The organism is Vibrio pacinii DSM 19139 (genome assembly GCF_000711795.1).
Lineage (GTDB): Bacteria > Pseudomonadota > Gammaproteobacteria > Enterobacterales > Vibrionaceae > Vibrio > Vibrio pacinii.
The window spans coordinates 75,574-96,993 of the sequence record NZ_JONH01000005.1; the positions used below are offsets into that span (position 1 = coordinate 75,574).

Annotated in this window: 21 protein-coding genes; 12 read left to right on the plus strand and 9 right to left on the minus strand. The window is 43.6% G+C overall.

Annotated features, from left to right (window positions below):
• Nucleotides 1-493: 493 nt before the first annotated feature.
• Both BS19_RS04735 and ispB read right to left on the minus strand, forming a co-directional pair.
• Nucleotides 494-1,570 carry a TRAP transporter substrate-binding protein gene (locus BS19_RS04735; RefSeq protein WP_038173692.1) on the minus strand — a complete coding sequence of 359 codons (1,077 nt, stop codon included), beginning with the start codon at nt 1,568-1,570 and terminating at the stop codon, nt 494-496.
• A 747-nt stretch (nt 1,571-2,317) separates the two neighbouring features.
• Nucleotides 2,318-3,289 (minus strand): octaprenyl diphosphate synthase, encoded by a 972-nt coding sequence (ispB, locus tag BS19_RS04740; protein WP_038173695.1) that lies wholly within the window; start codon nt 3,287-3,289, stop codon nt 2,318-2,320.
• Nucleotides 3,290-3,557: 268 nt separating this feature from the next.
• Here ispB and rplU point away from each other — a divergent pair, with 268 nt between their 5' ends.
• The 7 genes from rplU to folA all read left to right on the plus strand — a co-directional run bounded on the left by rplU (nt 3,558) and on the right by folA (nt 8,633).
• The gene (gene rplU, locus BS19_RS04745) at nt 3,558-3,869 is read left to right on the plus strand and encodes a 50S ribosomal protein L21 (RefSeq protein WP_038173696.1); all 312 of its coding nucleotides are present in this window, start codon (nt 3,558-3,560) and stop codon (nt 3,867-3,869) included.
• A gap of 20 nt (nt 3,870-3,889) precedes the next feature.
• Complete coding sequence (rpmA, locus tag BS19_RS04750; RefSeq protein ID WP_004409945.1) at nt 3,890-4,147, plus strand: 50S ribosomal protein L27; 258 nt, start codon at nt 3,890-3,892, stop codon at nt 4,145-4,147.
• Nucleotides 4,148-4,426: 279 nt separating this feature from the next.
• A complete protein-coding gene (gene cgtA / locus BS19_RS04755) occupies nt 4,427-5,599 on the plus strand; it encodes an Obg family GTPase CgtA (protein WP_038173698.1) in 1,173 nt (390 codons plus the stop codon).
• 111 nt (nt 5,600-5,710) lie between these two features.
• On the plus strand, nt 5,711-6,778 hold the full coding sequence (locus tag BS19_RS04760) for an FUSC family protein (RefSeq protein ID WP_038173699.1): 1,068 nt from the start codon (nt 5,711-5,713) through the stop codon (nt 6,776-6,778).
• A gap of 107 nt (nt 6,779-6,885) precedes the next feature.
• Complete coding sequence (locus BS19_RS04765) at nt 6,886-7,653, plus strand: threonine/serine exporter family protein (RefSeq protein WP_038173700.1); 768 nt, start codon at nt 6,886-6,888, stop codon at nt 7,651-7,653.
• Nucleotides 7,650-8,123, plus strand: a complete 474-nt coding sequence (locus tag BS19_RS04770) for a threonine/serine exporter family protein (protein WP_038173701.1) — start codon at nt 7,650-7,652, stop codon at nt 8,121-8,123. Before BS19_RS04765 ends, BS19_RS04770 begins: the two co-directional genes overlap by 4 nt.
• A gap of 18 nt (nt 8,124-8,141) precedes the next feature.
• On the plus strand, nt 8,142-8,633 hold the full coding sequence (gene folA / locus BS19_RS04775) for a type 3 dihydrofolate reductase (RefSeq protein ID WP_038173702.1): 492 nt from the start codon (nt 8,142-8,144) through the stop codon (nt 8,631-8,633).
• Between the two features lie 94 nt (nt 8,634-8,727).
• On the opposite strand, the gene apaH is transcribed toward folA, so the two are convergent.
• From apaH to lptD, 6 genes are read right to left on the minus strand one after another with little or no spacing between them, the layout of a single operon-like run.
• The gene (gene apaH / locus BS19_RS04780) at nt 8,728-9,534 is read right to left on the minus strand and encodes a bis(5'-nucleosyl)-tetraphosphatase (symmetrical) ApaH (RefSeq protein WP_038173704.1); all 807 of its coding nucleotides are present in this window, start codon (nt 9,532-9,534) and stop codon (nt 8,728-8,730) included.
• A 9-nt stretch (nt 9,535-9,543) separates the two neighbouring features.
• Complete coding sequence (gene apaG, locus BS19_RS04785; RefSeq protein WP_038173705.1) at nt 9,544-9,921, minus strand: Co2+/Mg2+ efflux protein ApaG; 378 nt, start codon at nt 9,919-9,921, stop codon at nt 9,544-9,546.
• 58 nt (nt 9,922-9,979) lie between these two features.
• Nucleotides 9,980-10,783 (minus strand): 16S rRNA (adenine(1518)-N(6)/adenine(1519)-N(6))-dimethyltransferase RsmA, encoded by an 804-nt coding sequence (rsmA, locus tag BS19_RS04790; protein ID WP_038173706.1) that lies wholly within the window; start codon nt 10,781-10,783, stop codon nt 9,980-9,982.
• Between the two features lie 12 nt (nt 10,784-10,795).
• Nucleotides 10,796-11,788, minus strand: coding sequence for a 4-hydroxythreonine-4-phosphate dehydrogenase PdxA (gene pdxA / locus BS19_RS04795; protein ID WP_038173708.1), 993 nt, complete (start codon nt 11,786-11,788; stop codon nt 10,796-10,798).
• A complete protein-coding gene (gene surA, locus BS19_RS04800; RefSeq protein WP_038173709.1) occupies nt 11,778-13,070 on the minus strand; it encodes a peptidylprolyl isomerase SurA in 1,293 nt (430 codons plus the stop codon). The genes pdxA and surA overlap by 11 nt, the downstream gene beginning before the upstream one ends.
• A gap of 53 nt (nt 13,071-13,123) precedes the next feature.
• Nucleotides 13,124-15,496: an LPS assembly protein LptD gene (gene lptD, locus BS19_RS04805; protein ID WP_038173711.1), complete on the minus strand. Its 2,373-nt coding sequence runs from the start codon at nt 15,494-15,496 to the stop codon at nt 13,124-13,126.
• A 147-nt stretch (nt 15,497-15,643) separates the two neighbouring features.
• Between lptD and djlA the strand changes: the two genes are divergently transcribed.
• Nucleotides 15,644-16,495 (plus strand): co-chaperone DjlA, encoded by an 852-nt coding sequence (gene djlA, locus BS19_RS04810; RefSeq protein WP_038173712.1) that lies wholly within the window; start codon nt 15,644-15,646, stop codon nt 16,493-16,495.
• 366 nt (nt 16,496-16,861) lie between these two features.
• Here the strand turns inward: djlA and BS19_RS04815 are convergent, their stop codons facing one another.
• Complete coding sequence (locus tag BS19_RS04815) at nt 16,862-18,040, minus strand: hypothetical protein (protein ID WP_038173714.1); 1,179 nt, start codon at nt 18,038-18,040, stop codon at nt 16,862-16,864.
• A gap of 639 nt (nt 18,041-18,679) precedes the next feature.
• Here BS19_RS04815 and BS19_RS20540 point away from each other — a divergent pair.
• From BS19_RS20540 to BS19_RS04830, 4 genes are all read left to right on the plus strand, one after another.
• Nucleotides 18,680-18,805, plus strand: a complete 126-nt coding sequence (locus tag BS19_RS20540; RefSeq protein ID WP_245609254.1) for an inovirus Gp2 family protein — start codon at nt 18,680-18,682, stop codon at nt 18,803-18,805.
• A gap of 476 nt (nt 18,806-19,281) precedes the next feature.
• The gene (locus BS19_RS04820; protein ID WP_038173715.1) at nt 19,282-19,959 is read left to right on the plus strand and encodes an inovirus Gp2 family protein; all 678 of its coding nucleotides are present in this window, start codon (nt 19,282-19,284) and stop codon (nt 19,957-19,959) included.
• Between the two features lie 60 nt (nt 19,960-20,019).
• The gene (locus BS19_RS04825; RefSeq protein ID WP_038173717.1) at nt 20,020-20,712 is read left to right on the plus strand and encodes an inovirus Gp2 family protein; all 693 of its coding nucleotides are present in this window, start codon (nt 20,020-20,022) and stop codon (nt 20,710-20,712) included.
• 53 nt (nt 20,713-20,765) lie between these two features.
• Nucleotides 20,766-21,365: an inovirus Gp2 family protein gene (locus BS19_RS04830; RefSeq protein ID WP_038173718.1), complete on the plus strand. Its 600-nt coding sequence runs from the start codon at nt 20,766-20,768 to the stop codon at nt 21,363-21,365.
• Nucleotides 21,366-21,420: the final 55 nt, after the last annotated feature.

The window sequence follows — 21,420 nt, forward strand, 5'->3', positions numbered from 1 at the left end:
TATTTCCCCGTTTGATGTTCTGATGAATAGTGTCGTAGTACGGTTCGCCAAAACCGTTGATTGCTTAGTACCCAATCAATCTACCACACAAATTCAATTAAGAACTGACAACGGGTTTTTCGTGATCAGAACTGCATAAACTCCCACGCCAAAGTAAATTTCCGTGATCTAATTCACTTCTTGACATTGTAATTTTACAACAAAATGCATTTATCAAATATGTCAATAAATATTAATTGATAAAAATCACATATATAAAAAATCAATATAAAATTAAATTGTGATCAAGATCGTTTATTTGGTTTTAAATTAATTTATCAATGATTATTGAGTGACTTTGATCACTATTTGATTGTGGTTGATTTAAATGTTTTTCCGATGACTATCACAAATTGATTTTTCATGAAATTTAATGACAGTTTGAATGATAAGTTTACTGCGCGGCCGTATAGGGAAATAATTGGCAGAAGTCGCCTTCTGCCAATTGTGTTGACTAATTGTTTAAGTAGGCTTTTGAGGAGATATCAGTCCAAGCGCGAACTTTGGTTAAGTACTGCTTTTGCGACTCAATGATCTCTTTGGCTAAAGGATCTTGGTTCGCTTGCTCTGCGAGTAGTTCTTCAGTCGCGGTTTGCATCGCTTCGAGTACTTGTGGCGGAAAGTCTCGAACTTTGATATCTGGGTATTCTGCGCTCATGGTTGCCCAACTATTGGCGTTAGCATCAATAGCTTGAGTATACATATCAAACGCAGCGACTCTAAACGCGGTCTCTAGAATTGTTCGTAAGTCTGCGGGTAGCTTTTCCCAAGTCTTTTTATTGACCAAAAACTGCGTCTCTGACCCTGGTTCATGCCATGCGGTGTAGTAATAAGGCGCGATTTTTTGAAAGCCCATTCTTAAATCAAATGCAGGACCTACCCATTCAAGTGCATCGATAGTTCCGCGCTCTAATGAGGTATAAAGCTCTCCTGGAGCGATATTGGTCGGCGCTGCGCCAACCCGAGCCATGACTTCACCAGCAAAGCCTGGAATACGAATCTTGAGACCTTTCAAATCATCAATCGAATTGATCTCTTTTTTAAACCAGCCACCCATTTGGATATCTGAATTACCACCTGGGAATGACAACAGGTTATGCGGGGCATAGACTTTTTGCATTAACTCCATCCCACCACCACGGTAAAACCATGCGTATTGCTCGGTCGAGATCATGCCAAACGGCATTGAGGAGAAATAGAGCGTGTTGGGGACTTTACCTTTCCAGTAGTAAGAGCTTGAGTGACCAAGATCGTACTGGCCAGATTTGACCATATCAAAAATACCCAGCGGCGCTTTATGCTTATTGGCAGAATCGATGCGAATAACTAAGCGACCATTGGACATTTCTTCGGCGAGCTTCGCCATGTTTTTGCTTGCATCACCAAGAATGGGGGTATTTGGTCCCCAAGTTTCGGCCAGTTTTAAACGATAAACTTTATCGGCCGCTAACGTGGCAAAAGAACTCACTGCGAGTGATAGCGTTAATGTTGTGGCTATTATTGAGCGTAGTTGTATTTTAAAGGGCAGCATGTCTAGGTAACTTCCTTATTGTTGTGATGATATTTTCTACCTAGCATTTCTTCTGGCTATTTTTTCGTCAATCTAATTTTTCGCTACATCGAGATCGGTATTTAGCTTGTGTGACTAATATACAAGTAAACACTAGTGAATCACGCTGCTTATCTAGAGAGACCCTGAGACGAATTTGGCGAGCTATCTAGCTTAACAAGTACATAATTTTGATAGTAAAAGTGCTGAGTAGGTCACGCAGCACGAGATTGCCTTTGTGGATCAGGTGTCGTGATGCTGTTTTTGAGCTGGTCAGTCGCTTGGGCGACGTTCAGATAACGAGCCAAGGTTTTTATTGGCACTTGCCTAGCATCGACCACAATCAACCCATCGGGGCATGGTTAAATTAAGGATCAACGCTGAGTTACAGCTAGGCTGCAGTTAAATGAGAAGTGGATGACGAACGGATGACGTTAAAGTGACAGGCGCTATTTTCTCGAGAAGAATGATAGACCTAACTGCAACAATGATATTTTTATAAACTATAAAAATAGATCGCTCACAAAATATACTAATTTCACCTCTCAGAAAAAGTATTGTTGCTAACGTAGTAAATGCGGGTAACGGCGATTGGGGCTAACAGCGTTAGATTGTAGAGCCAATCGTTCGTCAAGTTGCCTTCGTTTTGCTGATCTGGGAAAGGCCTCTATTAAAGAGGTAAACGGGAACCATTTGGTTCCCGTTGTTGTATCGATTGAAGCGCTCGAATTAACTGGTGCGATTTACTGACATGTGCGCCAAGGTAACGAGAGCGTGTTTGTAGTCTGACTCTTCTAATACCGCTAACTGAGCAATAGCTTTGTCAGCTTCTTGATATGCTTTATTACGGGTATATTCTAGCGAGCCGGTTTGTTCCATCGCGGCAAGAATCTCATTTAAACGTTCCATACCGTTAGCTTTCTCAATCGCTTCTCGAATCATCGCTGCTTGTTCTGGGCTACCATGTTGCATCGCGTATAAAAGTGGCAATGTTGGTTTACCTTCGGCCAAATCGTCACCAACGTTTTTACCCATCTCTTCGCCATCGGAAGTGTAATCCATCACATCGTCGATAAGTTGGAAAGCGGTGCCAAGGTATTTGCCGTAATTTTGCAGTGCAACTTCAACCTCTGCAGGCGCCTCGGTAAGAATGGCGCCAATTTGGGTTGCTGCTTCAAACAGACGAGCCGTCTTAGAATAGATAACCTGCATGTAGCTTTCTTCGCTGGTATCTGGGTTGTTGCAGTTCATTAACTGTTGCACTTCGCCTTCGGCAATCACGTTTACAGCATCGCTCATTAGCTTAAGGATCTTTAATGATCCTAGCTCTGTCATCATCTGAAATGAACGAGTATAGATAAAGTCACCGACCAGTACGCTGGCCGCATTGCCAAATGCCGCATTAGCAGTGGCTTTACCACGGCGCATGTCTGATTCATCGACCACATCGTCGTGTAGCAAAGTGGCCGTATGAATAAATTCAATAAAAGCCGCGGCAGTGTTGTGTGCCTCACCTTGATAGCCAAGAGCGCGTGCAGAAAGCACGGCTAGAAGTGGGCGAATACGTTTACCGCCACCACTGACAATGTAAAAACCCAATTGGTTAATTAAAGAGACGTCAGAGTTGAGCTGCGCATGAATTGTTTCGTCCACTTTTGCCATGTCATCGGCAGTAAGGGCTTGGATAGCTTTAAAATCCATTGTAAATCCGGCTGAGGTTAGTACTTGTAAGGTATTCTTATCTAGTTTATTCGCTGAATAATACACTAAAAAACGTTGATTAATACATGGTTAAAGGGCATGATCTCGGCACTTTTCATTGGCGATTAGCTTTTCGCCAATTTTTTCAAAATATGGCTTGTCATAGGTGCGACCTTTCTGTAGAATCTGCGCCCTATTGATGATTAGTTTAGCGCACACCCTTAGTGCTTAGAAAGCATACGGCTGTGCGGAAAAAGCGGAGTAAGATATGTACGCTGTTTTCCAATCTGGTGGTAAACAACACCGTGTAAGCGAAGGTCAAACTCTTCGTTTAGAGAAATTAGACGTTGAAACTGGCGCAACTGTTGAATTTGATAAAGTTCTTCTTGTTGCTAACGGTGAAGAAATTAAAGTGGGTGCTCCTCTAGTAGAGGGCGGTAAAATAGTTGCTGAAGTAGTACAACACGGTCGTGGCGATAAAGTTAAAATCGTTAAGTTCCGTCGTCGTAAGCACTCTCGTAAGCAACAAGGTCACCGTCAGTGGTTCACGGAAGTGAAAATCACTGGTATCAACGCTTAATCGATTAGGAGAGTTTAACAATGGCACACAAAAAAGCTGGTGGTTCTACTCGTAACGGCCGCGATTCAGAAAGCAAACGTCTAGGTGTTAAGCGTTTCGGTGGTGAGTCTGTTCTTGCAGGCAACATCATTGTTCGTCAACGTGGTACCAAGTTCCACGCTGGTACTAACGTTGGTATCGGTAAAGACCACACTCTTTTCGCTCTTACTGAAGGTAAAGTGAAATTTGAAGTGAAAGGTCCTAAAAACCGTAAATTCGTTAGCATCGAAGCTGAGTAATTCAAGCAATTTGCTGAGTGACTAAATAGCTTTCAAGCTGAATTCAAAAGCCCTGCCGATTCGGCGGGGTTTTTTATTTAGTAATGCTGGAATAGATACTAAGGCACTTTGAAAAAAGTCCCTCATTATATATTCCTAAGTAGTAGAACGATCGAAGATCAAGGTGATCGATCTGAAAGCGGAATCTGCTAGAATTTATATCATTCACTTCACCATTGGTGGAGCTTGAGATGATATTTGCAACGCAGCTACTGAAGTAGCAATAGGGCGGAGTAAGAGATGAAATTCGTTGATGAAGCGGTAGTTAAAGTTCAAGCCGGTGATGGCGGTAACGGTGTAGTGAGTTTCTGGCGTGAGAAATTCGTTGCGAAAGGTGGCCCCGATGGTGGTGATGGTGGCGATGGCGGTGATATTTATATCCAAGCTGACGAAAACCTAAACACCCTGATTGATTATCGTTTTCAGCGCTTCTATGAAGCGGAACGTGGTGAGAATGGTCGCGGTGGTAACTGTACTGGTAAGCGTGGTAAAGACAAAGTACTACGCGTGCCGGTTGGTACTCGTGCGGTAGATATTCACACCAATGAAATTGTGGCGGAAGTTGCCGAGCACGGCAAAAAAATCATGGTGGCAAAAGGCGGGTGGCACGGTTTAGGTAACACGCGTTTTAAATCGTCAGTGAACCGGGCCCCTCGTCAAAAAACCTTAGGCACCAAAGGTGAAGTTCGTGAAATTCGTTTAGAGTTACTGCTGCTGGCCGATGTCGGTATGTTAGGTTTACCAAATGCGGGTAAATCGACCTTCATTCGTTCAGTGTCAGCTGCCAAGCCTAAAGTGGCTGATTACCCATTTACCACACTGATTCCAAGCTTGGGTGTCGTGAGTGTGGTTCCAGAGAAAAGCTTTGTCGTCGCTGATATTCCTGGACTGATTGAAGGTGCAGCGGATGGTGCCGGTTTGGGAATTCGTTTCCTCAAGCACTTAGAGCGTTGTCGTGTATTGCTGCATATGATCGATATTATGCCAGTTGATCAATCGGATCCGATTGAAAATGCGCTGACGATCATTGATGAGTTGGAGCAATACAGTGAAAAACTGGCACAAAAGCCGCGTTGGTTGATTTTCAACAAAGTGGACTTGATGCCAGAAGAAGAAGTCAATGAAGTGATTCAAGGGGTTCTGGACGCGTTAGGTTGGGAAGACGAATACTATAAAATCTCAGCGGTCAATAAACAGGGCACTAAAGAGCTTTGTTATAAACTGGCTGACTTTATGGAAAGTCTTCCGCGCGAAACTGAAGAGATCAGCGAAGAAGATAAAGTCGACTTTATGTGGGATGACTACCATAAAGACGCTATCGCTGGTAAAGACGTGATCACTGAAGACGAAGATGACGACGACGATTGGGATGATGAAGAAGATGACGGGCACGTTATCTACGTTCGTGAATAATCGACAATAATATCCATAGCCGCAATATCAATTGCGGCTTTTTTGTGTCAATGTTAAACCATAGACCCCTATTAATGATTAAATGGTTTTATTGCTAAGGCGAAGTGGCAGATGAATTTGAGTCGAACCATATCACGTGTTGATACGTTGATATTTCAGAATTATCGAATCGTTCATGGAATTAGAATTGCACTCGCTTTTGTTATAACTCTAGCCTTCACCAACTATCTACAACTGCCAGAAAGTACATGGATCTTAATTACCCTAGTGGTAGTGATGGCGCCTATCTCTTATTTAGGTAATGTACTACCTCGTGCTTGGCACCGCACGATGGGAACCTTGATCGGGGCTCTATCGGGTATTGCTGCGATTTTTATCGGTCAGTATTCTCAGGTTGCCATGTACCTATGGTGCTCGCTTATTATGTTTCTCAGTGCATATTTTGCTCTCGGAAAACGCCCTTATGTCGGACTTTTGATTGGCATAACCCTTTCTGTGACGATAGGTGGCGGCAAACATGATGTGTTTATTGCACTGTGGCGAGGCCTAGATGTCACCGTCGGTTGTATTTTAGCCGTTCTCTTTTGTTTAATTTATCCACAACGTGCCTTTATTCATTGGCGTATGACTGTGGGCAATACGTTAAACCAGATGGCAAAGATGTACCGAATCTCATGCTCTCCCAACTTGGTTGAACAGCCAGATATTTCTAAGCAGCAGCGGCGGGTGATTGGTGAGCTTGCTCGTATGGATAAGCTTAGTGCGCCATCGATAAAAGAATCGAAACTGAGTAGCGCCTTGATTACCAGTGTGGTCGCAGAGCTAAGAAACACACTCTATTCGATTGAACTTTTGCACCGTTCTTATTGGAGTGACCGAAGTACTCATTTGAATATGCTGTACTCCGACACCTTAGCGGATTGTCAGCAAAGTATTGAACAAGAGCTTGAATCGTTAGCAAATTTAATGACGAAAGGGGCTGAACATGAGTTGCCACCAACAGATAATATCAGCGAGATGCTGGCGCAACTAACTGAGCATTTACCGAATATTCCCGGTGAGCAAATGAGTGTTTATAGTTACATATGGCTTAACTGCAAATTGATGGAAGATTTAATTAACTTGCGCCGTTTGCTGATTTATTCACTCAACCTCTCCCAAAGCCAGAGTATAAAATGAGTCTGTACACTATTTGCGTTTAATCAATAGACGCTGAGATTTCTATTCATCCTAGATTTAAAAACACATAAACTAGTAAATTACTTTTCAAAATGGCTCAGATTAGAATGGAATCAAAACAACGAGCAGTCTCGCGCTTAATTGCTCAAGCGGGACAAATGTTACTAGCTCATGGTGCTGAGAGTACTTTGGTAGGGGAGCTAATGCACCGTTTTGGTATTGCAGCGGATATGGACGAAGTTGAGGTCTCGCTCTCGGCCAGTTCATTGGTCGTGACGACAGTCGCCAACGGTTTTTGCATCACAACCACTCGGCGTTGCTCGGATAAGGGCATTAATATGCGAGTGGTGACCCAAGTTCAACGGACTTGCATTCTATTAGAGCGCGGAATTATCGATTACGAAATGGCGCAGCGAAGACTAAACACCATCAGTCCTGAACGCTATAACCGTTGGCTTGTCGTGGTTATGATTGGCTTGTCCTGTGCATCATTCAGCCGGCTTGCTGGTGGAGACTGGATGATTTTTGTGATGACCTTTGTTGCCTCTGCTATTGCGATGGTGGTCCGACAAGAAATCGCGCATCGTCATTTTAACCCTTTGTTTAATTTCACGGTTACGGCTTTTGTCGCTACGTTAGTGGCATCGCAAGCCGTCAAGTATGGTATTGGTAATTCTCCCTCTTTAGTGATGGCCTCTTCCGTCCTGCTATTGGTTCCTGGCTTTCCATTGATTAACGCTGCTGCGGATATGTTAAAAGGCTATGTGAACATCGGAATATCTCGCTTTGTTATGGCGAGCTTATTGGTGTTTGCGACGAGCTTGGGAATTGTTGCAGCAATGAACCTAGCGGACGTGTGGGAGTGGGTAATATGAGTTTTTTCGATCTTTTCCTAGGTTTAATCCACGACATGTTCTTTGCTGCGATTCCTGCGGTTGGTTTTGCACTGGTTTTTAATGTGCCGCAAAAGGCTTTACTGTACTGTGCATTTGGCGGAGCATTGGGGCATGGTTCACGCTATCTTATGATGCATTTTGGTATCCCGATCGAGTGGGCGACTTTATTCGCAGCCATCATTGTGAGTATGGCTGGTGTACATTTATCTCGCCGTTTTCTGGCACACCCTAAAGTATTTACTGTCGCTTCTTTAATTCCCATGATTCCTGGGGTATTTGCTTACAAAGCGATGATTGCCTTAGTAGAGCTAAATCATGTTGGATACAGCCCAGAGTTGGTGGCGATGCTGATGGAAAACTTTTTGAAGGCGATGTTTATTATTGCAGGGCTTGCGGTTGGCTTAGCAATGCCGGGATTGTTATTCTATCGCCGTAAACCGATAGTTTAAGCCCTTAGGAGTAAAGAGATGATCATCAGTATGATCGCCGCTATGGCACAAGATCGTGTTATTGGCAAAGACAATCAGATGCCATGGCATTTGCCGGCAGATTTCGCATGGTTTAAACGCTGTACGATGGGCAAACCTGTGGTGATGGGGCGGAAAACGTACCAGTCGATTGGTCGTCCATTACCAGGACGCCAGAATATTGTCATTAGCCGAGATGCGACGCTTGAAATTGATGGCGTCACCACCGTCACGTCGATTGAGCAAGCATTACTGGCAGCCGGTGACGTTGAAGAAGTAATGATCATCGGTGGTGGCGCCATCTATCAAGCCTGTTTAGAACAAGCGAGTAAGCTGTATGTGACTTATATCGATGCTCAAATTGAGGGTGATACACAATTCCCTGAGTGGGGCGATGAGTTTACAGAGACTTATTGTGAACACTATACGGCTGATCAAAAAAACGCGTTCAATATGCGCTTTGTTGTTTTAGAGAGAATAGACACGCTTTAGCACTCACTCGTTGTCACGGATTTGGATTTCTTGGTGATGTGAAAAAGGGTTGGCGTACTACCGCCAACCCTGATACGACTCTCACCTATCGCTGCTATACCAGCGCGGGTTGAGTGAAAAAAGTTTTGTCGTCCCAACGTAGCATCGTCAGACTGCCACCCCAAACACACCCCGTATCTAGTCCAATCACATCGTTATTTTGATAACCTTCGAGCGCCGCCCAGTGACCAAAAATGACGGTTTTGGTCAGCGGTATGCGTTGCTCCACTTCAAACCAAGGTTGTAAGCCTTCATCTTTGACTTTATTTGGCGGTAGTTTACACGCCATATCTAAGCGGCCATCGGCGGCGCAAAAGCGCATTCTGGTAAAAGCATTAATGATATAGCGATAGCGTTCAATGCCTTTGAGCTTATCATGCCAACGATCAGGTTGGTTGGCGTACATGTTTTCAATTAGCCAACGCCACTCTTTACCATGCAGTATTGCTTCAACTTCTTTGGCGGCCGAACGTGCTTGGTCTAATGACCACTGCGGAGAAATCCCTGCATGACACATCACAAACTGCTCATGCTCTGCAAGTAGTGGTTGTTTACGTAGCCATTTAAGCAGCTCTTTTTTGTCCGGAGCTGACAAAATTGCTGCAGTTCGATCTTTGTCTTTGGCTTTAAACAAGCCTAAAGAGACCGCGAGCAAATGAAGATCATGGTTACCCAAGACTATTTTGACACTTTTTCCGAGCGACTTGAGGTAACGCAGTACGTCGAGTGACTTTGGTCCTCTGGCGACCAAATCCCCTGCAACCCAAAGGGTATCTTTTTTGGGCTTGAATTTGACTTTATCCAGCAGTAAGAGCAGTTCGTCCAGACAACCTTGTAGGTCGCCTACAATATATGTTGCCACGGCGTGTACCTAATTAAGAATATTGGGAATGGCGAGTCTAAAGGGATCGATCTCAGCGATGAACTCATTACCTTCACTGTCTTGCAGAATGTATTGACCTTGCATTACGCCGACAGGAGTTTCAATCACGGTACCGCTGTTGTAAGTGTATTCGTCTCCAGCGTCAATGTGAGGCTGTTGGCCGACAACCCCTTCACCTTCAACGGTCATTTGTTTGCCGTTGGCATCGGTAATTAACCAGCGGCGACTAAGCAGTTGCACGGTTTGTTGACTGAGGTTTTTTATCGTGATGATGTAAGCAAAAACGTAGCGTTTAGCGTCAGGGTGAGATTGTTCAGGGATGTATTTACTGTGTACTTGGACTTTTATGCAAGGGGTAGTTGTCATGTAAACTCCTATGAAAAGTCAAAAAAGGTGATAAGCCATCGACCTATCACCTCTCTCTTTATTGATTGGCGTCTAACCAGTTCGCCATGGCGACAAACTGTTGTAGTGTCAGGTTTTCAGGACGCATTCCAGGATCGATACCTAACTCTTCCAGTGTCTCAGCGGCAATTAAGCCTTTGTAACAGTTGCGGATCGTTTTACGGCGTTGGTTAAAGCCTTCACGACAGACACGATCGAGGCACTTGAAGTTAGTGACTGGGTGTGGAAGTACTTCATAAGGCACAAGACGTACCACCGCAGAGTCAACTTTTGGTGGTGGTATAAAGGCGGTTGGTGGCACTTCAAGCACTGGCACGACTTTACAGAAATATTGCGCCATAACCGTTAAACGGCCATACGCTTTTGTTCCCGGTCCTGCGGCTAAACGGTTGACCACCTCTTTTTGCAACATAAAGTGCATATCTTGAATGTCTTTATGAAATTCAAAAAGGTGGAACATTAGAGGGGTAGAAATATTGTACGGCAAGTTACCGAAAATACGCAGCTTGTTGTTTGGTTGAACCAATTGAGTAAAGTCGAAGAGCATGGCATCGCCTTCGTGAATCGTTAGCTTGTTGCCTAAATCTGGATGATTACGCAAGCGTTCAGCAAGATCACGGTCAAGCTCGATAACAGTAAATTTATCGACTTCTTTACCGACAGGTTCGGTAATGGCGCCAAGGCCCGGGCCAATCTCAACTAAGTTTTGACCAGGTCTTGGGTTAATTGCAGAGACAATACCATCAATGATATAAGGATCATTCAGGAAGTTTTGACCAAAGCGTTTTCTCGCCTTGTGCCCTAAGTGGACATCGTTTCTCATAATACTCTCAAGTTAATTGGTTTTCTTATCGACCAGCTCAATCGCATGAGCTAGAGCCGTTCTGAAGCTTCCTGTATCCGCATTGCCAGTCCCTGCAAGGTCGAGTGCGGTGCCGTGATCAACGGAGGTCCTAATAAATGGTAGACCCAAAGTGATATTCACAGAGCGCCCAAAACCTTTATATTTTAATACAGGAAGTACTTGATCGTGGTACATCCCGAGTACAGCGTCTGCCTCTTCAAGATATTTTTCGTTGAAGATGGTGTCGGCAGGAAGTGGGCCAATTAAATTATAGCCCTTTTGCTGACTTATTTTTTCCAGCGTTGGTGTGATGGTTTCTATCTCTTCCTTGCCTAAGCAGCCATCTTCACCTGCATGCGGATTTAACCCACACACATAAATTCTTGGTGATGGAATTGCAAACTTATCGACTAAGTCTTGATGGAGAATGTCGATGACTTTTTCAAGTCTTTCCGCCGTCACCGCTTTGGATACATAAGCCAGCGGAATATGAGTGGTCACCAAAGCGACGCGTAGCCCTTCTGTTGCTAGCATCATTACCACAAGTGGGGTATTGGACTTTTCAGCAAAAAATTCCGTGTGGCCACTAAAGGCAACCCCTGCACGGTTAATCACCCCTTTATGCACAGGGCCGGTGACAATAGCATCAAATTCACCATTCATACAGCCTAAAGCGGCTCTTTCTAGGGATTTTAATACGTAGTGACCGTTGGTTTCATCCAACTCGCCAGCAGTGACGGCAGAGGTTAGCGCAACATGATCAACAACCAGTGATCCCGCTTTTTGCGGCGTAATTGCGCTATCGGCTTGGTAATCAAGCAGTTCGACGTCAATACCCAATTGTTGGGCGCGTTGGGCAAGCAAGTTTTTATCGGCACAGACAACGATTTGATGTGTCCAATTTTCTTTTGAAAGCGCGAGGACGAGATCTGGACCAATACCTGCGGGCTCACCTGCGGTGACGATAATACGTTTAACGCTCATCTTCATCACTCACAACTTCAACGAAGGCGCTGGCACGCATTTCTTGCAACCAAGCACTCGCTTCTTCGTTAAACTTACGGTTAAACAAAATGCGATAGGCTTTGTTTTTCATGGCGGAATCGGTTCTATCGACTTCTCGGCGATCGAGTACTTCAACAATGTGCCAGCCATGGACTGTTTTAAATGGTTCGCTGATTTGCCCGACGGGTAAGGTATCAACCTGATGCTTAAATTCAGGCACGTACAGATCGGAGGTTTGGTAACCGAGTTCACCGTCTTGCGCAGCAGAGCCAGGATCTTGGCTGTATTGTTGCGCCATTTCAGCGAAGGTTGTTTCGCCTGCGCTAATGCGCGCAATGATCTCGTTGAGTTCTTTTTTGACGCCGTCGTCACTGAGAATAACCGTAGGCTTGATCAGTATATGTCGTGCATTGATCTCAGTCACCGCGACAGTTTCTAGCCCTTTAGCATCTTCAATTTTTAGAATGTGGAAGCCAACGCCGCTGCGAAATGGACCAATGATGCTGCCTTTATTTTGTAGTTTGATTTGATCTGCAAAGATGGTCGGCATCTCTTCTTTTCGCATCCAACCCCAATCACCACCTTGGAGCGCTTTGGGACCTTTCGAGTAGGTATAGGCCATAGTGCTAAAGTCTGCACCATCATTGAGTTTGCTAACTAGCTCTTGTGCTTGAGCTTGGATCGTTTCTTTATTGTCACCATCATTAACACGTAATTGGATATGGCCAATCTTGTATTGCACCGTAGCGTTGGTTTCTTGAGCCAATAAGTTGGCTAAGTTATCAACTTCGGCAGGTAAAATATTAATGCGCTGTCTGACTAAGGCATTGCGTGCTTCACTCGCCGCGATCTCTTTACGAATTTGTTCACGAAACTCAGCGTAGCTCAGCCCTTCTTGCTCAATTGAAGCGCTTAATTGCTTAACGGTTTGCTGATTATTGGTGGCGATTTCGTTTATCGCATCATTGAGACGATTGTCATCAATTCGCACGCCAATACGCTCGGCTTCCTGTTGCTGGATGGTATCGACAATCAGTTTTTCCATGACCTGCTCACGGAGTATTTCTTGCTCAGGCAAAGCTTGTCCGTTCTTTTTCGAGTTGGCCTTAAGGGTCTGAATCGATGCATTGATGTCGCTTTGTAAAACCACACCGTCATTGACGATCACTGCGATCTTATCTAGCGCTACGGGTTCAGCGTAGGCAGTGGTGAGGCCACTGAGCGCAAATAAAGCCACTAAAGTCTGTTTCCAAAATCTCATTGAGAATCCTATAAATCTATCTTACCTGCTGATATAGACAGCAAGTATCGTCATTAGTTGTTTAAGAAGAAAGGTCGGCCGTAACCTAAAGAGTTCCCGGCACCATCTAATCCTGCTAAGCCAGAACCAGCGCCAATCTGAGTACCAAAGCCAATAATACCGAAGTTAAGGCTAAAGTTATTCTCATACTGTGGTGTTGCTGTGGTGGTATTAATGTAGTCACCATTCCAACTCTGGAGCTGATTGCTGTAAGTAAAACCGATATACCAACAATCAGAGGTGTAGTTGAGACGGGCTAGCCATTCAAGGGCTTCATCTGTGGTCAGGTCATAGAAATACTGTGCGCTCGCATTCCAGTTTCTTGATATCTGGTAGCCCGCCAAAAGACCAGCCTGCGAAATCCCTTCTGGTGTAATACTGTCGATATTAAAGTCGACCGTATTATCGATGTACTCTTTAGTGACATAGCGGTAGTTACCTTGCACATAACCACCATTGAAGCGGTACTCTAAGGTGCTATTACCCAATTGGACTTCATTGCTATCAATGTCGTATTGGATACCGCCGTGGTAAAACAGGTAGTCATCGTAGTTAAAGTCAACCTCTACCGCCCACGCCGAGTAATTGGAAGGAGAGTCGCTCTGTGAGTCAATACGCTCTGTCACATCTAAGTAGATAATCTGGCCAAACGAAATGTTTAGGCGCTCTTTAAATCCGTCATCAAAGAAGCGCGTTGATGCCCCGTAGCTAAATTGGTTGGCTGCGGCAATTTCATCGACGCCACTGTATTTACGACTGCGGAATAAACCGTAGTAATCGGTCTGCAGCAAGGTGGTATCGTATTTGGCAATATTGCTTTGGTTTTGTTTCGGTACATACAGATACTGAACTTGAGGCTCTAGGGTTTGGGTATAGTTATCAAACACCACAGTATCGCGTTCTAATACAATCCCCGCATGCGAACGAAACTCTGGAATGACGCGTGAGACATTCTCTTTCAGACCATAGTATGGGTTATCGATAAGAGTGCCGGAAGAGTCAGCAACCTGCCTTGAAGAAGTATCAACGCCATCTAGTTCCTGTTGATAATAGGTACCTAGTAAACGTGCTTCTGTGGTCCATGTGCCCCAAGTGGTGCCAACAGGAACCGTCAATCCTGGCTCGATATGTACCCGAGTCGCAGAGGGCTTGCCTTTAGCGTCAGTATCAAAGCGTGAGATATGACTGACCATATCAAAGTCAAGATAGCGCATTAGCTCTGGTGCGTAGTAATTGTACTCAAGCTGAGGCAGTAAACGGTAAGGTAAGTTATTACTGCTTGTCAGTACTTGAAAGTCACGAGCAAGAATCGAAGCATCCCAGTTCGCAGAGCGGTAGGTCGCTTGCATTTCTTGCACCAGTTGACCATCTTCACGATTACCAATACTTGAGTCGACATCTGAGAAATAGCGGATATCACTGACTTTGGAATAATCGGCTTCAAATTTCCAGTTTTGTTGAAATATCCCCGAGTGTTGCCATTGAAAACCCCAACGATCGCCGAGTTCTGGGTACTTCTTATCGTCCTGTAAGTATTCGGATTTTATGTTGCCGTAACCCAAATCAGACAGATAGCGAAATTCACTATTTAACTGGGTTCCGCGCTCTTGCATATATTTGAAGGTGGTTTCTAAATCGTAGTTGGGTGCCAAGTTCCAATAAACCGGCACTTCCATTTCGAAACCATCACTGGAGCCGTAAGAGACGGTTGGGTATAGGAAGCCCGTTTTACGAGTGTCGCCAATTGGAACGGTTAAAAACGGCAAATAGAATATCGGGACATTGGCAATTTCAAAGCGTGGGTTGTAGAACGTCGCTTCTTCTTCATTCTGATCGATATCGATACTGGAAGCGCGCATACGCCATGACTTGTCACCTTCAGGACACGAGGTAATTGTACCATCTTCAATTTCATAAACGGCTTTGCCCGTTTTCGCGACATAGACGGCTTGACCGCGTCCAGGCTCGCACAAAAATTGATAGTTGGTATTCTCAAGTGTTACTTCTTCGGTATTAAGGTTGTTGGTCGCTTTGTCAGAAATGGTCTTGACTTCACCATCGCTGAACACCACATTACCTTCAGCGACAACAATGTTTTCTTGTTGATGCATGGTCACGTAATCCGCTTGCATGCGTTTTTTACCTTGCACCACCACAACATTACCGCGGTAGGTTGCCTTATCTCCATTAATCGCCTCTAGACTGTCCGCTTCGACATTGACTGGAAGTTGATTTGGGTTTTCTGGCTCAGGTTCGTTGATCAAACATTGATCTATAGCGGGCAGTTCCTGCACACTATCATCTAACATAGTTTCAGCTTGAGTCTGAGACACTAAAAATGCAGCACTGATCGAAGCGGCTAACAAGGTGCGAGGAAAAAGTGACATCGAGTTTTACTATCCTGTTGAACTTGATATATCCGGTGAATAGGTGACCGAATGAAAATAAAACGGTCCTTATCATAAAGTAATTTGTAGCTAACAGCACTATCAGACCGCGTTACGATGTAAAAATTCATAGATTGAGAGCACATAATGCATATTTTTGGCAAAATTCTTGGCGCATTTTTTGGCTTACTATTGGGTGGGCCGTTGGGTGCATTATTCGGCCTGTTTATTGGTCATCAATTCGATAAAGCACGTCGCTTGCGTCAAGCGGGTTTTAATTCTGGATTTGGTGGTGGCCCGAGCCAAACCGAGCGTCAGGAAGAGTTCTTTAAAGCAGCGTTTGCGGTGATGGGGCATGTGGCTAAAGCCAAAGGCCAAGTGACTCGTGAAGAGATTCAGCTTGCAACCATGATGATGGATCGAATGAACCTGCATGGTGAACAGCGTCGTTCCGCTCAAGAGGCTTTTCGTGAAGGGAAAGAGTCTGGTTTTCCATTGGAAACCGTGTTGGAGCGAGTACGCATTTCGTCAAGTGGTCGTTTTGACTTAATCCAGTTTTTCTTAGAACTACAGATATCAGCCGCTTTTGCTGATGGTGAGCTGCATCCGAGCGAACGCAATGTACTGCATAAGATTGCACGCGGACTGGGATTTTCATCTGATCAGTTAGAGCAGCGTTTGCGCATGCAAGAAGCCGCATTTCGTTTCCAACAGGGCGGTTTTTCTGGATCGGGGCAAGGCCAGTCTCATCAGTCGAATGGTGGTTGGCAACAGGCGACGAGTGCTGACCAGTTGAGTAATGCTTATAAATCACTTGGCATTGATAGTAGTGCGGATGCAAAAACGATTAAGCGTGCTTATCGCAAGCTTATGAATGAACACCACCCTGATAAACTGATGGCCAAAGGTCTGCCTCCAGAGATGATGAACGTCGCGAAAGAGAAAGCACAAGAAATTCAAAATGCATATGATTTGATAAAGAAAAGTAAGAACTTCTAGCATCTGTTTTGAGTAACGAATCACGAGCGTGAACGTTTTTATGTCTTGTTAGGGATAAAGATAAAATAGGGCGATGAAAGCTAAAAAGGCGCAGTAGGAGTTAACCTGCTGCGCCTTTTTAAATTTGGTGGCCCTCGCAGACTCAATTTTACATTTTAACCTGTTGTTAAATAAGTAAATTACTGTTTTTATATTTGTTTATTGGTACATTTGGTGGTACATCGTGGCGAAACCAACAGCATCGTTCTTTCAAAATCAGAGTGATTTACGAAAAATCTGGGTTAGATCACATTGCAATTAGCCTGAACCTAATAGCTCCACTGTTTTGGATGAAAGCGTAACTATGTTGTTCTGTCGCTTCATTGACTACAACAGATCAGCATATTTTCTTTCTTTAGATAAAAAACGACTTAAACGATCATCTTGCTGTTCTTGCTGTTCTTGCTGTTCTTGGTGAGTTTGAGTTGCTTGAAGATTGTCGTTAGTCTCTTGAAGTACGTCACCCTCTTTAGCATCCTTTTGATCGGCTAATTCTCTGTCGATCAACTCTTTCAATTTTGCCTTAATCTTGTTTTTTGCGTTGCTACCGGTGAGATCGATGAGTTTCGTCCAGTCCGACTCGCTGAATGTTAGGTTTTTTTCTTCTTTAGTCGTCTTTGGTGCTTTACCTTTTGCTTTGTCCCTCTTACTTCTATTGAATTTCTCAACCAATTTGTTTTCTAACTGTTTAAACGTGTCTGGATCGTTCGTCGCACAAAGTACATCGAAAATACACATGATTGTTTGCTTTTGCTTATCGATATCCTCTGTTATGGATAACCCGGTGTATGAGTATTTTCCTGTTAAATATCTGTAATACCAATTGATTAACTCAGCGTCATCTGTTTTAAAGGCTTTTCTATCTGCATTTCTGTTAACGAAAACAGTCTCATATAGGTTTTCTACATCCTCAAGTAAGCGGTATGTGCTTTTCTGTTCCCTTGGTGATCTTGAGGTGATGATGACTTCAAGTGCACTAACAAGATTCTCGTAGGTCGAGAGGTTTTTGTTTGGGCAGATTTTGGTTAGCGGCTCTAGGTAGTAGGTGTCTTTAAGTAAGTATTTTACTGCTGAAAAACTTTGTGATTTGTCTTCGAAAGAAAACTCAGTTACAGGGTAGCTAAGCTCTGTGTTGCCTGTGTCAACTATGGCACGAATGATAACAACAAAAAAGTAAAGGGCCCTTGGCTCTCTATCTAGCCATCCGATGTGATTGCTAAATTCATAACTAATCTCTCTTGATTGAGCAAAAAGCTCATCAATACAATCGCCTAGTTTATATTCTTCCCTCTCAGATAAGTGTCCGCTATCTAGGTTTTCTCTCGCAATTCTTAATTTATTACTAAGTAACTCACTTAATGTTAATTCAAGATTAGCTTTCTTGTGATTATTAAGATTAGTAATTGTTTCGCTAAATCCAAGTTCTGTTTCAATGATTCTAATATATCGTTTTAATTCATTTTCAGTTGATTTTTTTATTAATTCTAAATAGCGATATGAACTCATCCTGAATCCTTACGTAAGATTTTTGTGGGAATGTTGTAAAAAATATATAGGTTTTTTAACAGATTTACAGCGGGAATTTGTTGTTTTTTTGGTGTGGTTCTGTGGTTTTTATGTTGGTTTTTGGGGTTTCTGTGTTTTTAAAATTAGTCAATGTTTTTTTTAAAACGCAACTGGTAAGATTCGTCGTTCAAACGCTAATTTTGTTGACTTGAATATTTACCTATTGGATTAATTATTATATTACCATGGTTAAGGTTTGATGTGATATCAATATTTTAGTTTCAAGTTTGTGATTTATGATGAAAGTCATATGTGGAGAATGAAATATAGCGTGCAAGTTAATTTTGACACTATTATTGACATGTAAAACAGAGTTTATGCAATGTTCTTGGTGTGGAAGTTATTTTTAACTTATTGGTATAGGTAATATACATAACTACTAAAATTTACGTTACTCCCTGTATGTATGAGATATACACGAGTAGGGAGAACAACACCGTGATCATCAGTACATACTCAACAACTACGATCCACCTCAACTAACGAAATGAAAGCAACGATTCATTCTACCGTAAGTTTCACCTCTACAAGATTTCTCAATTGATAGAGAAAGCTTTGAAGTATCACTCTAGGCTATCCGTGTTTCCGATAGACCTACACTTACCAGAAGATTTCGATGATGCAGGTTCGCAAGTCATTACTCGATTCTTCAAATCTCTAAATGCCTGCGAATATCAAATGCAAAGAGAAAAATTGGGGCAATAGCTTGAATAACAAGACCTGCTACGCATGTGTAAAAGATCAGAATACGGCAGAGCAATAGCACAGCAATGTGGCAGTTTCTTGAATGAAAACGTCCATCATCGACTTGGTGACGCAGTGTGTTATCGAACTCTCTCTTCATTACTGAGTCCGATGCTTTGTCATTTAACTTGTAACTTACTTAAATTCGAGAGTGTGGTTCGGACATCGATTTTCTTCAGTTTAGTGCCTAGGCGTTGATGGTTGACTAGCATTTGTTCCTCCATACGGGCAGGAAATGTATACGTAAAGGTTTTTTGCATTGTCTGTCTGGTTAGTATTATTAACTATTACTGACGTATCTGTCGTATCTATCATACCAATTCACCCATTACATCGGCATATTACCCTCTACTGAGTCACCCCTAGTGACTCACAGTACACAATTAAAAATAACGACACAGACCTATCTATGAACCTAAACACAGGAGTAGATAGGGATGAATGTACGTTCTAGAAAAAACAAAAACCTCAAACTGACCACCAAGAAAACCTTTCTGGGTAGACCTATCCAGACCGAGCACGGTCCACTTTATATCGACTACTTAGAAAAAATGCACAATACGATTGATCGGGCATTAGACGAGTATCCTCGGCTAATGGCTGTTCGTGTCGATTTGAGGTTTCCTAAGCTAAGGAAAAATGAAACATGCGGTAATGTAATGACTGACTTTTTACGCTCACTACAGTCGCAGATTGAACATTCGGGAAGGCGAAAGAAAAGAGAAGGGGGGCGAGTGCATCCCTGCAAAGTACGGATTGTTTGGGTTAGAGAGCGTGCTAGCTCGATAAACGACCACTACCACCTAGTACTCATGTTCAACAAAGATAGATTTAACTGGTTAGGGAAAACTCAAACACAGCAGGAGAACTTAGGCTCTTTTATCGTCGAGGCATGGGCGAGGGTAGTTGGTGTCGACTATGAAGAAGCCAATGGACTGGTTCATTTTTCAAAGAGAAAGAATAGCGACAGTGTGGTCATTCACCGCTTGAACAGTAAATCAGAAGACTTCGATGATGCGTTTGACGAGTTCTTCAAACACATTAGCTATCTAGCAAAAGAGCGTACGAAGCACTTTGGTAGCGGTAGACGCAATTTCGGCCATAGCCGTAAGTAGCTTAAAAATTACGGTAGTTACAGTTCCTGTGGGAATCACAACAAACCACAGGAACCAATCATGATTCATCAACTCAACGTAACTCATAGTCGTTCAGATGCTCTTAACCACCACACCATCACTCATGACAGAACCTTTAATGGGAAACCTCTCTACTACTTTGAAGATGGTCTCGTCCTCGAATACCTAGAGGAGATAGACCGAGTGCTGAATGATGCACTAAACCAATACCCAAGAATCTTTGCTGCTCACATCAACCTAAACCTACCGAGTGACTTCGAGGGAGGTTATCTAGCGGTGTTTGCCCATTTCTTTCGTATTCTAGAATCGGAGACTAACGAGCTCTGTAAGGACAAATACACGGGCAGAACTTATCAAAACCCACAAACAGTCATTCGCTATATCTGGACGGAGGCGAGTGTGTCCACCAGCGATCACCACCATCATCTCATCTTGCTCTTTGATAGGGATCTCTTTCAAAACTTAGGCACTGGTCGAGAGGGTTGGGGACGTTTTCTCTACAAAAAAGTGAGGAAGACATGGGATAGGGTGGTTGAAGCTAGTTACAGCCAACCATGCTCTGGATTAGCGTATTCCCCTACCAATGAGGGCTTTGAACTATTCTCCGATACAGAATCGTTCCCGTTGCAGTTAAACGAGTTCTTCTATCGAATCAGTCGTCTTGCGAAGCCCGTCCCCAAAAGCGACGATAACCGCAACAAGAGCTTTGGTTGCAGTCACGACTCACCTTAAAAAATACAACGTGAGCAATACCTATGTCATTCACACACGAAAAGGTATTACTCATGTCGAATAGAACTTACCTCCCCAACATTACCCTTGATAGAACTTTTGAAGATTACCCGCTGTATTACAGCGACAAGGGGTTATACGAGTCAGCACTGACCTCAATGGTCGATGCCTTTGAACAGGCACTCAGTCAGTTTGACATCGCTCTCGCTACACGTTTGGACTTGTTTTTGCCAGAAGACCATCAAGATACCGACCTGAGTATCCTCAACGATTACTTTAAGCTACTTAAAGAAAAGCTTGATACGGATTCTCTGTTTTATGTATGGCGTAAGCGCGAAGACAAGGTGCCGTCCCACAACTATCGCGTGATGCTGTTTAGTGACTATAACCAGCATTTTGGCCCCGCGATTTGCTGGGAAAAACGCAATGAATTGGTTGGGCACCTTAAAGAGGCTTGGCAAGAAGCGATAGAAAAGCACTACAGCGGCAAAGCGCGCTCATTGGTGTTTTTCAATGACCGAGGCAATTATGGGGTGGGGACTCGTTGTCGTAGCAAAGACACCAACATAAAGAACACTGTCTTCCACCGCATGAGCAGTCTTGCTGAAGCATGGGAAGAGTATCGTTATAGCTTTGGCTCTAGCTTGGAGTAGACCGACTGCGTTTTTTTACAGTGGCGGCTTATGTCATGGGTATATACAGCACAGG

Excerpts from the sequence above, each read along its gene's own strand:
- rpmA (WP_004409945.1), top strand. The coding sequence starts at position 3,890 with ATGGCACACAAAAAAGCTGGTGGTTCTACTCGTAACGGCCGCGATTCA.
- apaG (WP_038173705.1), bottom strand. The coding sequence starts at position 9,921 with ATGACAACTACCCCTTGCATAAAAGTCCAAGTACACAGTAAATACATC.
- BS19_RS04815 (WP_038173714.1), bottom strand. The coding sequence starts at position 18,040 with ATGAGTTCATATCGCTATTTAGAATTAATAAAAAAATCAACTGAAAAT.
- BS19_RS04760 (WP_038173699.1), top strand. The coding sequence starts at position 5,711 with ATGAATTTGAGTCGAACCATATCACGTGTTGATACGTTGATATTTCAG.
- cgtA (WP_038173698.1), top strand. The coding sequence starts at position 4,427 with ATGAAATTCGTTGATGAAGCGGTAGTTAAAGTTCAAGCCGGTGATGGC.
- djlA (WP_038173712.1), top strand. The coding sequence starts at position 15,644 with ATGCATATTTTTGGCAAAATTCTTGGCGCATTTTTTGGCTTACTATTG.
- BS19_RS04770 (WP_038173701.1), top strand. The coding sequence starts at position 7,650 with ATGAGTTTTTTCGATCTTTTCCTAGGTTTAATCCACGACATGTTCTTT.
- lptD (WP_038173711.1), bottom strand. The coding sequence starts at position 15,496 with ATGTCACTTTTTCCTCGCACCTTGTTAGCCGCTTCGATCAGTGCTGCA.
- BS19_RS04825 (WP_038173717.1), top strand. The coding sequence starts at position 20,020 with ATGATTCATCAACTCAACGTAACTCATAGTCGTTCAGATGCTCTTAAC.
- folA (WP_038173702.1), top strand. The coding sequence starts at position 8,142 with ATGATCATCAGTATGATCGCCGCTATGGCACAAGATCGTGTTATTGGC.
- BS19_RS04830 (WP_038173718.1), top strand. The coding sequence starts at position 20,766 with ATGTCGAATAGAACTTACCTCCCCAACATTACCCTTGATAGAACTTTT.
- pdxA (WP_038173708.1), bottom strand. The coding sequence starts at position 11,788 with ATGAGCGTTAAACGTATTATCGTCACCGCAGGTGAGCCCGCAGGTATT.
- ispB (WP_038173695.1), bottom strand. The coding sequence starts at position 3,289 with ATGGATTTTAAAGCTATCCAAGCCCTTACTGCCGATGACATGGCAAAA.
- rplU (WP_038173696.1), top strand. The coding sequence starts at position 3,558 with ATGTACGCTGTTTTCCAATCTGGTGGTAAACAACACCGTGTAAGCGAA.
- BS19_RS04765 (WP_038173700.1), top strand. The coding sequence starts at position 6,886 with ATGGAATCAAAACAACGAGCAGTCTCGCGCTTAATTGCTCAAGCGGGA.
- rsmA (WP_038173706.1), bottom strand. The coding sequence starts at position 10,783 with ATGAGAAACGATGTCCACTTAGGGCACAAGGCGAGAAAACGCTTTGGT.
- BS19_RS04735 (WP_038173692.1), bottom strand. The coding sequence starts at position 1,570 with ATGCTGCCCTTTAAAATACAACTACGCTCAATAATAGCCACAACATTA.
- BS19_RS04820 (WP_038173715.1), top strand. The coding sequence starts at position 19,282 with ATGAATGTACGTTCTAGAAAAAACAAAAACCTCAAACTGACCACCAAG.
- surA (WP_038173709.1), bottom strand. The coding sequence starts at position 13,070 with ATGAGATTTTGGAAACAGACTTTAGTGGCTTTATTTGCGCTCAGTGGC.